The organism is Mucilaginibacter sp. FW306-07-L (assembly GCF_058782065.1).
Map to the genome: position 1 here is coordinate 106,324 of NZ_JBYSXI010000002.1, position 13,919 is coordinate 120,242.

The 13,919-nt window shown below is 45.9% G+C and carries 15 protein-coding genes; 3 read left to right on the top strand and 12 right to left on the bottom strand.

The window, feature by feature from the left end:
- Positions 1-10: 10 nt before the first annotated feature.
- The 5 genes from AC3WJC_RS10630 to AC3WJC_RS10650 are packed head-to-tail and all read right to left on the bottom strand — an operon-like array spanning position 11 to position 4,479.
- Complete coding sequence (locus AC3WJC_RS10630; RefSeq protein ID WP_492399081.1) at positions 11-844, bottom strand: amidohydrolase family protein; 834 nt, start codon at positions 842-844, stop codon at positions 11-13.
- Positions 831-1,688 (bottom strand): fumarylacetoacetate hydrolase family protein, encoded by an 858-nt coding sequence (locus AC3WJC_RS10635; protein WP_492399082.1) that lies wholly within the window; start codon positions 1,686-1,688, stop codon positions 831-833. The genes AC3WJC_RS10630 and AC3WJC_RS10635 overlap by 14 nt, the downstream gene beginning before the upstream one ends.
- Before the next feature lie 10 nt (positions 1,689-1,698).
- Complete coding sequence (locus AC3WJC_RS10640) at positions 1,699-2,463, bottom strand: SDR family NAD(P)-dependent oxidoreductase (RefSeq protein WP_492399083.1); 765 nt, start codon at positions 2,461-2,463, stop codon at positions 1,699-1,701.
- A 9-nt stretch (positions 2,464-2,472) separates the two neighbouring features.
- Positions 2,473-4,137 (bottom strand): UxaA family hydrolase, encoded by a 1,665-nt coding sequence (locus tag AC3WJC_RS10645; RefSeq protein WP_492399084.1) that lies wholly within the window; start codon positions 4,135-4,137, stop codon positions 2,473-2,475.
- Positions 4,138-4,146: 9 nt separating this feature from the next.
- Complete coding sequence (locus AC3WJC_RS10650; protein ID WP_492399085.1) at positions 4,147-4,479, bottom strand: L-rhamnose mutarotase; 333 nt, start codon at positions 4,477-4,479, stop codon at positions 4,147-4,149.
- A 199-nt stretch (positions 4,480-4,678) separates the two neighbouring features.
- Between AC3WJC_RS10650 and AC3WJC_RS10655 the strand changes: the two genes are divergently transcribed.
- Positions 4,679-5,545: an AraC family transcriptional regulator gene (locus AC3WJC_RS10655; RefSeq protein ID WP_492399086.1), complete on the top strand. Its 867-nt coding sequence runs from the start codon at positions 4,679-4,681 to the stop codon at positions 5,543-5,545.
- A 63-nt stretch (positions 5,546-5,608) separates the two neighbouring features.
- Here the strand turns inward: AC3WJC_RS10655 and AC3WJC_RS10660 are convergent, their stop codons facing one another.
- Positions 5,609-7,153: a choice-of-anchor I family protein gene (locus tag AC3WJC_RS10660; protein ID WP_492399087.1), complete on the bottom strand. Its 1,545-nt coding sequence runs from the start codon at positions 7,151-7,153 to the stop codon at positions 5,609-5,611.
- A gap of 281 nt (positions 7,154-7,434) precedes the next feature.
- Between AC3WJC_RS10660 and AC3WJC_RS10665 the strand changes: the two genes are divergently transcribed.
- Positions 7,435-8,418 (top strand): SH3 domain-containing protein, encoded by a 984-nt coding sequence (locus tag AC3WJC_RS10665; RefSeq protein WP_492399088.1) that lies wholly within the window; start codon positions 7,435-7,437, stop codon positions 8,416-8,418.
- A gap of 2 nt (positions 8,419-8,420) precedes the next feature.
- Here the strand turns inward: AC3WJC_RS10665 and AC3WJC_RS10670 are convergent, their stop codons facing one another.
- The gene (locus tag AC3WJC_RS10670) at positions 8,421-9,314 is read right to left on the bottom strand and encodes a pirin family protein (RefSeq protein WP_492399089.1); all 894 of its coding nucleotides are present in this window, start codon (positions 9,312-9,314) and stop codon (positions 8,421-8,423) included.
- An 85-nt stretch (positions 9,315-9,399) separates the two neighbouring features.
- Between AC3WJC_RS10670 and AC3WJC_RS10675 the strand changes: the two genes are divergently transcribed.
- Positions 9,400-9,972 carry a HEAT-like fold family protein gene (locus tag AC3WJC_RS10675; protein ID WP_492399090.1) on the top strand — a complete coding sequence of 191 codons (573 nt, stop codon included), beginning with the start codon at positions 9,400-9,402 and terminating at the stop codon, positions 9,970-9,972.
- A gap of 69 nt (positions 9,973-10,041) precedes the next feature.
- Here AC3WJC_RS10675 and AC3WJC_RS10680 read toward each other — a convergent pair whose 3' ends face one another.
- The 5 genes from AC3WJC_RS10680 to AC3WJC_RS10700 all read right to left on the bottom strand — a co-directional run bounded on the left by AC3WJC_RS10680 (position 10,042) and on the right by AC3WJC_RS10700 (position 13,907).
- Entirely contained in the window at positions 10,042-10,386 is a 345-nt protein-coding gene (locus AC3WJC_RS10680; RefSeq protein ID WP_492399091.1) for a phosphoribosylpyrophosphate synthetase, read from the bottom strand.
- 142 nt (positions 10,387-10,528) lie between these two features.
- Entirely contained in the window at positions 10,529-10,966 is a 438-nt protein-coding gene (locus tag AC3WJC_RS10685; protein ID WP_492399092.1) for a c-type cytochrome, read from the bottom strand.
- Between the two features lie 77 nt (positions 10,967-11,043).
- Complete coding sequence (locus AC3WJC_RS10690) at positions 11,044-11,889, bottom strand: SDR family oxidoreductase (RefSeq protein ID WP_492399093.1); 846 nt, start codon at positions 11,887-11,889, stop codon at positions 11,044-11,046.
- 35 nt (positions 11,890-11,924) lie between these two features.
- Positions 11,925-13,010 (bottom strand): DNA topoisomerase IB, encoded by a 1,086-nt coding sequence (locus tag AC3WJC_RS10695; RefSeq protein WP_492399094.1) that lies wholly within the window; start codon positions 13,008-13,010, stop codon positions 11,925-11,927.
- A 129-nt stretch (positions 13,011-13,139) separates the two neighbouring features.
- The gene (locus AC3WJC_RS10700; RefSeq protein ID WP_492399095.1) at positions 13,140-13,907 is read right to left on the bottom strand and encodes a 3-keto-disaccharide hydrolase; all 768 of its coding nucleotides are present in this window, start codon (positions 13,905-13,907) and stop codon (positions 13,140-13,142) included.
- Positions 13,908-13,919 lie beyond the last annotated feature (12 nt).

Here is a 13,919-nt window from a genome sequence, read left to right on the forward strand (position 1 = left end):
AAGGTCAGCTTTATCTATCTAAATTATAAAAATCAGCAGCATTACCACCCCAAAACAATTCCTGCTCATGTGGGGTAAGGCGCTGTACATATTTTTCAAGGCTTTGAATAACGCGGTTGTAACCACCTGCCAGTAAACTCACCGGCCAGTCCGAACCATACATTACCCTACCGGTGCCAAAAGCGGCAAAAACCACATCAAGGTAAGGCACAACATCCTCCAGTTTCCAGTGGTACCAATCCGCCTCGGTACCAAAGCCTGATACTTTGCAATATACATTTTTGTAAGATGCAATGGCCTCAATATCTTGTTTCCAGGTATCAATTTCGCCCGCTTTAATTCCGGGTTTCGCTAAATGGTCTACCACAAATTTTTGTTCAGGAAATTCAGCTACCAGTTCAGTGGCAGCCTTCAGTTGATGAGCGTTAATCAGTATATCATAAGTAAAGCCAAATTGAGCCAGTTTTGATATACCTCTTTTAAAATTATCGGTTAGCATAAATGAGGCATCCTCTGCCTGTAGTATATGCCTGAAACCCTTTACCAGTTTCTGTTGACGGTAATGATCAAGCCTTTCCTCTACATCATCCGCACGCAGGTCAATCCAGCCGACAATCCCTTTTATAAAAGGCGTTGTTTTTGCGAGATCTAATAAAAAATCGTTCTCCGCCTCACTTTGGTCGGCCTGCACCGCAATACAACCGTCAATTTTATTGTATTGCAGCAGTTCCACTAAATCCGCTGGTAAAAAATCACGTTGAATTACCGACATATCATCAGTTATCCAGGCATCTTTTATCGGACTGTACAACCAAAAGTGCTGGTGCGAATCAATTTTTTTCATACGCCACTACCAGTTGCCTTGATGAGCCTAATCCGTCAATACCCAGTTCCATTACATCGCCGGGTTTAAGATATATTGGCGGTTTAAAGCCCAAACCAACACCAGCCGGTGTTCCGGTTGAGATCACATCGCCGGGTAGCAAAGTCATGAATTGGCTTACATACGATACCAGGAACGGAATGTTGAATATCAGGTTCGAGGTGCTCCCGTTTTGCATGGTTTCACCATTAATCTTTAGCCACAGGCTGAGGTTATTAATATCGCCCAATTCATCCGGCGTAGCCAAAAACGGGCCCATCGGCGCGAAAGTATCGCAGCCCTTGCCTTTATCCCAGGTACCGTTACGCTCTAACTGAAACTCACGTTCAGATACGTCATTATGCAGCACATAACCTGCTATGTAATCAGCCGCTTCGGCTTCTTCAACGTATGATGCCTTTTTGCCGATAACCACAGCCAACTCCACTTCCCAATCTGTTTTTACGGAATTTTTAGGGATCACCACGTTATCATACGGACCAACCAGCGAAGTGGTACTCTTAAAGAAGATCACCGGCTCAGGCGGCAGCGGAGCATTGGTTTCGTGCGCGTGATCGGCATAGTTTAAGCCGATACATACAATTTTTGACGGGCGTGCTATCGGGCTGCCCAGGCGCTCGCTTTCATCAATCTTTTCCAGCTTATCCTGATTATCTTTCAGGTAAGCCGACAGTGATTGGATGCCACCTGCTTCAAAAAACTGCTCGTTATAGTCGCTGCCAAAACCGGCAGTACTGTAGTTAACACCATCAATCTGTACCCCGATTTTTTCGTGACCGGCGGCACCATATCTTATTAATTTCATAGCTAAAAAATCAATTATTCAACGTAATAAAGCCCCCGTCAATAGGGTAATCGGTACCGGTTATAAACCCGGCCTCGTCCGAACATAAGTACAGGGCAAGCGAAGCTATTTCATCCGGCCTGGCCATGCGGCCTATGGGTTGGCTTTTTGATAATTTCTCGAAAATCTCCGCCTGATTATCCGGGTAATTTTTGGCGATAAAGCCATCCACAAATGGCGTATGTACCCTTGCCGGGGATATGCTGTTGCAGCGAATGTTACTCGACAAGTAATCGCGCGCTACAGATAACGTCATGGCGAAAATAGCGCCCTTACTCATGGTATAGGCAAACCTGTCAGTTATACCCACATGCGCGGCTATGGATGCCATGTTTAATATTGCGCCACCACCATGATGTTTCATTAAACGTACAGCGGCAGAAAGGCAGTTATAGGCACCCTTTACATTTACCTGGTATACACGGTCAAAATCAGCCTCGCTGGTATTTTCAATGTTACCTACATGCGCTATGCCCGCGTTGTTAACCAGCAGATCTACCTTGCCGATGCTATTGAATATAGCGGCTATACCGGCCTGGTCGGTCACATTACCGGCATGTGCCACGGCTATACCACCAGCCTCATTTATCTCGTTTACTACGCCCGCGGCCGCATCGGCATTTAGTTCGATAATATGTACCGCGGCCCCTTGTTTGGCAAACAGCAATGCTATGGCTTTGCCGATACCGCTGCCGCCGCCTGTAATTACCGCTACTTTATTTTTTAAGCTGAACATGGTTTATACTTATAATGATACCCCTCTTTTCCAGGGGATGAAATCGTCCTGACCTAATTTTACCGCTTTGGGTGTAATGTTGCCGCTGGCTACTTCAATTACGTAATCAAGCATACGGTTAGCAGCCTGCTCAATGGTTTCTTCCCCCTCGATGATGGTACCGCAGTTTATGTCAATAATATCGGGCATGCGTTTGTATAACGCCGTATTGGTAGCTACCTTGATAACCGGCGCTACCGGGTTACCGGTTGGTGTACCTAAACCCGTAGTAAACAATACGATATTTGCTCCCGAAGCCACTTCGGCCGTAGTGCTTTCCACATCGCTGCCGGGCGTGCACAACAGGTTAAGGCCGGGTTTGGTTACTTTTTCCGGATAATCCAGCACGGCTGTTACCGGCGAAGTGCCGCCTTTTTTGGCCGCGCCTGCGGATTTTATAGCATCAGTGATCAAACCATCCTTTATATTGCCCGGTGATGGATTAGCATAAAAGCCTGAACCATCAGCCTCGGCACGGGCGTTGTAGGTACGCATCAGGTGCATAAATTTTTCGGCAGTCGGCACGTCAACACAGCGGTCGCTTAGCTCCTGCTCTACCCCGCACAATTCCGGAAATTCGGCCAGGATAACGCTGCCGCCCAGGCTCACTAAAATATCCGACAGATAGCCGAGCGTCGGGTTAGCTGATATGCCTGAAAAACCATCTGATCCGCCGCACTCTAAACCCACACAGAGTTTAGACAATGGGGCAGGTTGCCTTTCAATTTTATTGGCCTCAATTAAACCGGCAAAGGTTTGCTTTAAGGCTTGCTGCAATAAGGTACTTTCGGTACCCAATTGCTGTTGCTCTAAAACATATAATGGCTTGCTAAAGTTAGCATCGCGTTTAGCTATCTCGTTACGTAAAATACTGGCCTGTGCATGCTGGCAACCCAAACTCAATACGGTTGCCCCGGCCACGTTAGGGTGCGTAATGTATCCTGCAAGCAATCCACAAAGCGCGTCCGAATCAATACGCGTACCGCCACAGCCCATATCGTGGTTAATGAATTTTATTCCATCAATATTGGGGAATAACTTATTGGTACCTTTACTTTCCGGCGTTAGTTCCAGGTCGGCCTGTAATATCTCTTCAACCGACTGGCCGGTACGGTACATATCAACCAGTTTATCAACCTCGCTGGTATAACCGCGTGGCCTGGTGAAGCCCAGCTTTTCGGTAAGGGCCTCTTTAAGTACATTAATGTTACGGTTTTCACAAAATACCAGCGGAATAACCAGCCAGTAATTACCCGTACCAACCGAGCCATCCGCACGATGATAGCCCATAAATGTACTCCCCTGGTAAGCTGACACATCGGGCTGATGCCAGGCTGTTTTACGTTCGCCAAGCGCGTATTCATCAGCCGCGTGCACCACGCTATCAACAGTAATGGCCGTGCCCTGTGGTACCATCTGGTTTGCTTTGCCAACCAGCACACCATACATAAATATTTCGTCGCCGCTGTTTAAATCATTAATAGTGAATTTGTGCTTAGCGGCAACCGGGGTAATAAGCGAAAAATCTTTGCCTTTAAAATGTACCGGTGTACCGGCCGCGAGGTCGGTAAGTGCAACTAATACATTATCGGCAGGGTGTATTTGTATATAAGTTATATAATTACTGTCGGGCATCGGGGTGTTTTATTTCAATTCAAATATCTTATCCATCAGCATCCATTTTTCGCCGGGCTTAGCCTGCGGCATAGGTTTCTGGAATTTCCACATCAGGCGCTCCCACTCCTGTACCTTCGGATTGTTCGCATCAGCTTCTGCCTTTGCCTCAAAACTAAAGCTATCATTCGCTTCCACTATCATGAACAGTCTGCCATCCAGGCGGTAAATCTCCATACTTTCAATCCCGCTACCGGTAATGCTCTGCAGCACCTCAGGCCAAACCTTTTTGTGCCAGTCATCATAAGCGGCTATAAGGCCGGGATCATCATACAGATCAATTGTAAGGCAATATCTTTTCACGCGTTTGGATAGTTTATAGTAGCTCCGGTTATGAAGGGAGGATTTATAAAAGTAATGTTACAAATAAAGGTAAACACATAAATTAAAAATTATTGTTTTTTATCCTATTATTAAGTGATATTGTAGTATATAAGGTTTAGTTTTTGTTTAGCAGGTATTTTATGCTTATTTTATATCTTTATAAACCGATTATATAATAATGAAGCCCCAATTATTAAAAGTATCTACCAATATTGTACACTCCTTTAGCGCCCGGCGCGATACGGAGCCTGATGTAAACAGCCACTGGCATTACCACCAGGAGGCCGAACTGGTTTATTTTAAAAGCGGCAGCGGAACACAATTTATAGGTGACAGCATTGAGCATTTTAAAACCGGTGATGTCGTGCTGGTTGGGGCTAACCTGCCGCATTTCTGGAAGTTTGATGACGCGTATTTTGCCGGGGCACCATCAACAGCGGATGTTTTTGTGGTACATTTTAATGAGAATTTTTGGGGCGATGTATTTTTAAACCTGCCCGAGAATAAAGCAATCAAGGATACGCTCGATCACTCAAAACGGGGCATCAGGCTTACCGGCGACGCGGGCGGGCCAATAGGTGAACTCATAGAAAACATTATAGCGCATGACGGGCCTGCCAAAATTATATTTTTGATGCAGGTGCTCATAGCCCTGGGCGGCCATAAGCAACGGCAGGAACTGGCATCCATGGGTTTTCATTACAACTTCCAGGAAGCGGAGAAAGACCGTATTAACGCCATTTACAACTATACCATTGCCAACTTTAAAAACAAAATAAAACTGGAGGAAATAGCCGCCATTGCCAATGTGAGCCCAAACTCGTTTTGCCGCTTCTTTAAATCGCGCAGCCATAAAACCTACTCGCAATTCATCAACGAGATAAGGGTTGGGCACGCCTGTAAATTACTAATTGACAACCACCTGAACGTTAAGGAAATATGTTACGAGAGCGGCTTTTATAATTTTGCCAGCTTTCATAAATACTTTAAGCAGATTACGGGCAAAAGTCCGCTGGGTTATCAAAAAACCTTTGTGCGCAATTAATTACGGCAAACAAAAATGCCCGCTTTCGCAGGCATTTTTCAATGTATTAAGGTTAAGGATAAGTTAGATGGTATTCGGTGTGTATACTTTTACCACGCCATCGTTCTCGCTGCTAACTACTAACAAGCTCTTTTTGGTCGGGCTGTTTTTAGCAGGGATGAACAATACCCCTTCCGGCGCGTCGCCGCATTTAAAGAATTGGAGAAATTTTGGCTTGGCCGGATCGGTAACGTCATAAACCGCAACCGCGTCCGCGCGTTCCATACCTATAAAGGCTACTTTTTTATTACCAACCTTGCCGGTAGTTATACCTTCAGGCTCTACTGATTTATCATCGCTGCGGCCATCATCGTAAGCATTGGCTGCAATGGCTTTAACGTCAAGTTCATTTTTGCTGTCAAATATCTGGGCACCGGTATTACCGTTCCATACGCTGAAGGAACGGGCACCAAATGAGTAAAGCGCCTCGTACTTGCCATCGCCGTTAGTATCGCCAAGCGTTTTAGTAACGTTTAAACGCCCTAACTGCGCTTCAGTTTGCAGGTCAGTAGCGTTGGGGAACGCGGCAGGATCAAGCGTTAATTTACCTACACGCTCAGCCTCCTTAAAAGCATCGTATTCACGGGCATCCCCTTCGTTAGCGGTAAACAGGTATGGCGTACCGTTCGCTTCAACCAGGGCAATAGCATCTGGCATGTAAATACCTTTTACATTCCATTTAGCTAACGCTACGCTGTTATTGTCTTTATCGCTTACGTTGATCTCGTTACCGTCGGCATTGTAATCTTTAAAGCCAAGCGGAAATATATCCGTAATGGTTTTGGTTGTCAGATTGATCTTAGCTATACCGTTGTTTTCCTGCAAGGTTACCCAAGCTGTTTTTGAATCTTCAGATACGGTGATGTACTCCGGCTCTATATCTTTTACAAAGCTGTTGCCCGGCCCGAATATGCGGAAGCCCTTAGCGGCAAGCTCAGCCTGTTTACTTGCGAAAGCCGAAAAATCAAGCGTGGTAACGGCATAGTTATTATCAACCGTGATGATGGATACAGTACCATTAGGATCGTTAGTATAATCGGCATTAGGCTCACCCTCATTTGCGGTAATTATAAATTTGCCATCGTGCGAAAAGGTAACCATATCCGGCAATGCGCCCACGCCTATTTCGCTGATCTTGCTGTAATCGCCGGTTTTAAAAACAACTACTTTACCGTTAGCCTGCTTATCGGTTGATTCGATAGCGGCCGCCAGTTTACCATCAAATACAGCTACGCTGTTAACCGCGCCGCCGTAAGGTTGCATGCTGATGGTGTGAATAAGTTTCATATTTTTAGGATCGCTGAAATCAAGTACATCGATCCGGTTAACCTCACCTTTTGTTTCATCGTTATTAACTACAAACAGGCGGTTGGTTAACGGGTCGAACGCTGAGATCTCGGCAGCGCCAACATCGCCAATATCAATTGAACCTATTTCAGCAAACGTAGCGGCATTTTCATTCACAAAAAACTCTTCTTCGGGTTTTTCAGTTTCAGGGGCCGTGTCGTCTTTTGTACAGCTTGTAAACCCAATTAGCAGCAATGAGATAAATAGTAAAGGATACTTCATAATTTGAACTTAATGTAAGCGCCAAAACTATGTGTGCATTGTTAACATTATAAGCCATAAGCATTAAGGTTTTGTTAAGCCATGTTAACTCCTGTTTACCGTGTAATCACGGTTAAATTCGCGTGTTTTTACTTTGCCTTCCGCTAAATTTTAGGTATGTTAGCATAACAATTTACAGCGGTTCTCAGCCCCGAATTTCTTCAAAAAACCCAAACTTTATAACAATTATCGCAGGGCCTGCCCTGCTTTTTTCACTTAAATCTCACATAAAACCATACACCATGACCACAAAATTTGGCTTTACCAAAATGGATATTCAGGAATTTGAAGCCTGGATAGACGCGCTTAAAGTAGCACGCACCGTGCTAACCATACAGCAACACCACACCTACAGCCCTTCGTACGCTTTGTTTAAGGGCAACAACCACTTTGAACTGCAAAAGGGCATGCAGGATTATCACATTAGCCATAACGGCTGGGCAGCCATAGGACAGCATTTTACCACCTTTCCGGATGGAACGATACTTACCGGCCGTTCGCTTGAAAAATCTCCGGCCTGTATCACCGGCCAGAATGCCAATGCCATTTGTATTGAAAATCTGGGGAATTTTGATATGGGTAAAGACCAGATGAGCGTTGCACACCGCGATACCATTGTACGCCTTACCGCCAAGCTTTGCACACGCTTTAGCCTGCCGGTAAACACCAACGCCATAGTTTACCACCACTGGTTTGACTTGAGCAGCGGCCAGCGCAATAACGGCACCAAAAACAACAAGAGCTGCCCCGGCACCGCCTTTTTTGGCGGCAATAAGGTAAGCGACTGCGAGAATAACTTTTTGCCCCTAGTGTCGGTGCTTACACAGCCCGCGGCACCAGGCACCGGGCAGATCATCAGATACGCTATGGTTACCACCAGCTCGCTGAATATACGTACCAAGCCCGACGCGGGCAGCGCTAAGGCCACCGACAGGGCTGCCGCCACACTGGGTGCCGTGCTGCGGATTTACGAAGAGAAAAGCGGATGGTACCGTATATCGGCAAGCCAACAGCACTGGGTAGCGGCAAAATACACTACCGAGGTTAAACATGCCACGGTTACGGCTAACACACTAAACGTGCGTACCGGGCCGGCCACTTCGTTTGATAAAGTTGGCGCTTATACCAAAGGGCAAGAGCTGTTCATCATCGAACAAAAGAATAACTGGAGCCGCATAGGCATGGACAGCAAATGGGTAAGTAACGATTTTTTAGCTTTTGATTAAGCTTACTTAAATTTTAATCCCCTGGGCTCGGGCGGCAAGGGTATAAAATCCGTTTCGCCGGGCACGGGGGCAAACTGCCGGTCGCGCCATTTTTGTTTGGCCTGCTCTATGAGTTGCTGCGAGGTAGCCACAAAGTTCCAGTAAATAAAGCGATCCTCCGGGAAAGGCTCACCGCCAAAAAAGTAAATGGTGGTACATGCAGCCATGGTAAATTCGCAAAGCCGGCTGTTTTTAGCTACCAGTAATTCTTTAGGCTGATAGGTGGTGCCTTCGCTTTCAATACTTCCCTCTAAAATATACAGCCCGCATTCGCCGTAAAGTTCGTTGCCTATTTTAACGCTTTGCCTGCTGCGGCTTTTTAATTCCAGAAAGTAAAGCGGACTGTAAACCGGTACCGGCGATTGTTTGCCTGCAAAATCACCGGCTATCAATTTATAACTCACACCATCCTGCTCCCATTCGGGCAGGTCAGCGGCTTCGGCATGGTAAAACTCCGGTTCCATCTGCTCCAGGTGCTTGGGCAGGGCTACCCATATCTGTAAACCATGCAATTGCTTTTCGGATGTGCGCAGGTATTCAGGCGTGCGCTCCGAGTGCGCTATGCCTTTGCCGGCGGTCATCCAGTTTACCTGGCCTGGTTTTATCTCCATCTCCGAGCCCATGCCATCCTTGTGCATAATAGCGCCCTCAAACAAATAAGTCAGCGTTGACAAGCCAATGTGCGGATGCGGCGCAATGTCGATATTTTGATACTCACTCAGTTTAGCAGGCCCCATGTGATCGATAAAAATGAACGGCCCTACCATACGCTTACTACTGAAAGGCAGCAAACGGCCAACTAAAAAGTTACCGATATCGCGCGGGCGTTCTTCGATGATCAGGCTGATGTTTGACATAATGCTACAGGTATAAATTCCACCAGCAATTTACTGATTTATTAAAAGCGTATTTTAGTTTTTGTAATATTGAGCATATCCGGATATGATGCTTACACAAGGCGAACTTATTAAACATATATCAGCAACTATCGGCAAAGCCAGGGTGCTATCGCTTACAGCGCTTATGCGAGAGCACCAATTCCCATTGAAGGAGTTGATCGATATTACTTTCCATGCCGATAAAAATATTGCCTTCCGTGCATCATGGTTGCTCGAAAACCTTTTGATAGCTCACACGGATAAATATGTTGATGACCTGCCCTACTTGCTGCAACGCTTTGCCGGGGTTACCTACCCCAGCAGCCAGCGGCATTATGCCAATACCATGATACGGCTTACCGGCGCAAAAGCATCGGCAAGTGTTAAAGAAAAATTAAGTCCCCTTGATATGGAGCCGGTGGTTGAAAAGCTTTTTGACTGGCTGATAGACCCTGAAGTGCTGGTAGCTGTAAAAGCCTCATCCGCCGAGGCTTTGCTTAACCTTTGTGACCGTTATAGCTGGATAGCTGATGAACTGGCCAACCAAATGAAATTTTTAATGCGCGATGGTACCGCAGCCATCCAGGCACGCGGCAAAAAAATATTGACCAAACTCAACTCCCCTAAAGCAAAATAGCGACGGATATTAAATCCGTCGCTATTTTTACATAAAGCTTAATATTCATTTCAGCTCCTGTTTGGAGCATTAAGCCTTAGGCCTGTCCTCACCGCGCAGGTTATCACTTACCTGGTTATGGTGCAATTTGGCTAACAGTGCGCCGGTGGCATTATCGGCATACACGCCGTAAGCATTAACCAGTACACCCTTTAAGCTATATTTTTCTGAACTGATGGCATAAACGATAGACGTATCCGAAGGGTTGCTTGGCCCCTCAAAACGATAGAATTCATCAATCTCAAACTCATCAGGCAACATCTCGATGCCGCGTTCTTTATCATTTACCGAGTCCTCATCCATACTCAGGTTTGCTGTATATCCTCTTTTCAGGAGGTCGTTAGTGGCATCCACTAATGTTTCGTAATTTTCCATGGCGGTGTATATATTTTAGTGATAATTACAACTTGGTTGCGGGCTGCTTTACGCTATTATAACCTGTTTAACATGCCGCTTGTTTTATATTTTTACTACTAATTAATATCGCCTGTAAAGTTTATACGAACAGCAGGTAATATCATTGTTCCTTTTTCTTACTTGCGGGCTCCACTTCCGGATGGGCATTACCGCGGTGGCAACTGTTACAGTTTACACCCTCTTCGGCCATCATACCCAGCTCGTTCTTTTTAGCATGAAAATATTTTTTGTTGAGCATGGCCGTCATTTTATACATATTGCGGGCCATTTCCTTTTCGGGCTTGGCATCATTCGCCCAATCCATTTTTTTGGTGGCGGTATCGCGCACATGGCAAAAACTGCAGCGTACGCCAAGGGCGTGCTCCCACTCTTCCATCACTTCATGCATCTGATCCTCGGTAATGTTTTTAGGTAAAACTTTAAGGTTTTTAAATTTCTTCTCTTCGGCAGGGGCTTCAGATTTAAACGACATCATGGATGTAACGGCTACAACCGCCAGTAATCCAATGGTGATAAATGCTTTTTTGCTGATTAACATATAAGGTGTGATTGAGCAGTAAATATAACGAGCAGCCGCTACTTTGCAGCCCGATTACATAAATTATACTAACACTGTTACACAGGCTGGTGCCGGCTTAATAACTCCACGCTTAATTGCCATAATTTTTCGCGGGCGGCGGCATCATTAGCCGCTGATGCCGTTTTAGCAGGTTTACATTTTTTAAAATACAAGCCGCTTTTTGCGTGCAATGTATTTTGCGTGGCCAGATAAACCGGTGTTTGCGCGCCCTGTTCGGGCGTGATCATAAATGGCCTTGCCAGTGAAAGCAGGAAGCCCGTAAACCCGCCTGCGCCCGCGCCAAATGAGGTATTCACCACACCCGGATGCACCGCGAAGGCGGTAATGCCTTTATCCTTATATTTTTCGGCAATAGATTTGGTAAAGTAGATATTGAACAACTTAGCCATGCCATAAACCTTCATCGGCGCGTACGCTTTTTCGCTGTTGATATCATCAAAATTTGCCTTGCCTATACGGTGTGCCTCCGAGCTGAGGCTGATTACCCGTGCCTGCCCCTTTTCGAGCAGTGGCAACAGATGGTTAAACAAAGCAAAATGCCCCAAATGGTTTACGGCAAAGGTTTTTTCAAATCCATCCGTACTTAATTCACGCTGCGGAAACATACCACCCGCGTTATTGATCAACACATTAATGGCGAATAGCTTGCTCTTCAACTTTTCGGCAGCGGTATATACACTGTGCAGGTCGCCCAGGTCGCACTTTACGCAAAATATTTCCTTGTTACCTGTTTGCTGAGTGAGTTGCCGCGCCAGTTCATCGCCCTTTACTACATCCCGTACCAGCAAATATAGTCCTTGCCCTTTTTTGGCGAGTGCAAGCGCGGTTTCTTTTCCAATGCCCGAGGTTGCCCCGGTAATAACGGTTGTTATAGCTGCCAACTTTGTATAATGCGTAGTAAAGTTAATATTTCAGTTTAACTGGCCTGTGCCAGCTTTTCATTTTCGAGGATGTTTAACAAGGCTTTTTCGGCGGCCCTAAGCTCTGATGCCTTTTCTTCCTTATCCTCATCCAGATGGCCTATATATTTAAACAAGGTACCATCCTCATAACTTTTAATTACGGATGGATGCACATAGTACTTTTTACAAACCGTACGGGTATTCCCTAAAACAACCGCTACCTCATCAAGCACGCTCACTATCTTCTTTTTACAGTCCGAAGCGTTATCATACTCACCTGCTTCCTTAAAGGCAAATAGGGCGCTTACGCTGCCCGCCCAGGTACGAAAATCCTTCGCGGTAAAGTCTTCACCCGTGATGTTTTTAAGGTAGGTATTTATATCGCCCGAATCAACGGTACAACGCTTGCCTTCATCGTCATAAAACTGGAAAAGCTCTTTACCCGGTATATCTCGGCATTGCTTAACCAGCCTTGCCAGTTTTTTGCTTTCCAATGATATTTTTTGATATACGCCCTTCTTACCTCTAAACTCAAAGCGCATATTTGCACCCTCTATCTTCACATGTTTATCCTGCAAGGTAGTAAGGCCGAATGAGCCATATAATTTCTTGTACGACTCGTTACCTACCCGGATGCTGGTTAGCTCCATTAAACGCACAACAAGGGCTACTACCTTTTCATAACCCAGGTTACGCCGTGCCAAGTCCTTATCTACCTGTTCGCGCACGGTTGGTAAATGCGCCGCGAATGTTTGCAGGCGGTAGTATTTGGATTGGTTGCGTATTTTGTTCCACTCGGCATGGTAGCGGTATTGTTTGCGCCCGGCGGCATCAACGCCCGTAAATTGCAGGTGCCCGTTTTCATGCGGGGATATCCAAACATTGGTATAAGCCGGAGGTATAACCAGCTTGTTAAATCTCGCGATCAGCTCCTTATCCTTAACCAGTTCGCCATCGGCACTATAAAAGCTCCAGCCCTTGCCTGATTTTTTGCGGGTATAACCGGGCATGGTATCGGCCACATAGCGTAAGCCTACGGCCTTTGCGGTGTTTTTAGGATCGCGGCCTATTTTTTCGAGCTTTTTTTGAAGGCGGTTCATTGTTAGTGTATTGGTTAATAACAATGCTGAACACGTTAAGTTTGATACACTAACCTGATACTTATTAACCTGCTTACACAACAAAGGCCACGCATAAAGCATGGCCTTGTTAAATTCTTGATACGAATATTATAGTTCTCTCACCCAGATATTCCTGAAGCTCAAAGGCTCACTTGGGTCGCCGTGCGCTTGCAGGTAAATTGGTGCCGGGCCATGTTTAACATATGATGGCTTGCCAATGTATTGCGTTGGGCCCAACAATTCGGTATGGTTTTGTACCAATACGCCGTTTAAAATGGCGGTAACATACGCTTTGGTTTTTACGCTGCCATCCTCGTTAAAGGTCGGCGCGGTCCAGATCACGTCGTAAGTTTGCCATTCGCCGGGTTTACAGGTGGGGTTAACCAGCGGCGGAAATTGCTTGTAGATACTACCCGCTTGTCCGTTCACGTAGGTTTTATTGTTGTATGAGTCGAGTACCTGTAACTCGTAACCTGCATCGCCTTTGCCTATTGAGGCCAAAAAGATACCGCTGTTACCCCTGCTTTGGCCTGTACCGGTAATGTTAGCCGGCACGCGCCATTCTACGTGCAATTGATAATTGGTAAACTTGCGTTTGGTTACTATACCGCCTTCGCTCTTTTTAACAGTAAAAGCGCCACCGCTAATATCCCATTTAGCGGGTTTGCTGGTATCATCGGCCGATGCCCACTCGTTCAGGTTTTTGCCATCAAATAAGATAATAGCGTCTGACGGTGCATCAGCGGTAGTTTTACCTGCGGTTACTACCTTTGGTACAGGCTCCCACACCTCGGTATCTTCGGGCTTGGCGTTTTGCGCAAAGGCCGATACGCTGCCAAAAGCCAGCATCAGGGTTAAAATTGTTTTATTATTCACAGTACTTATTAA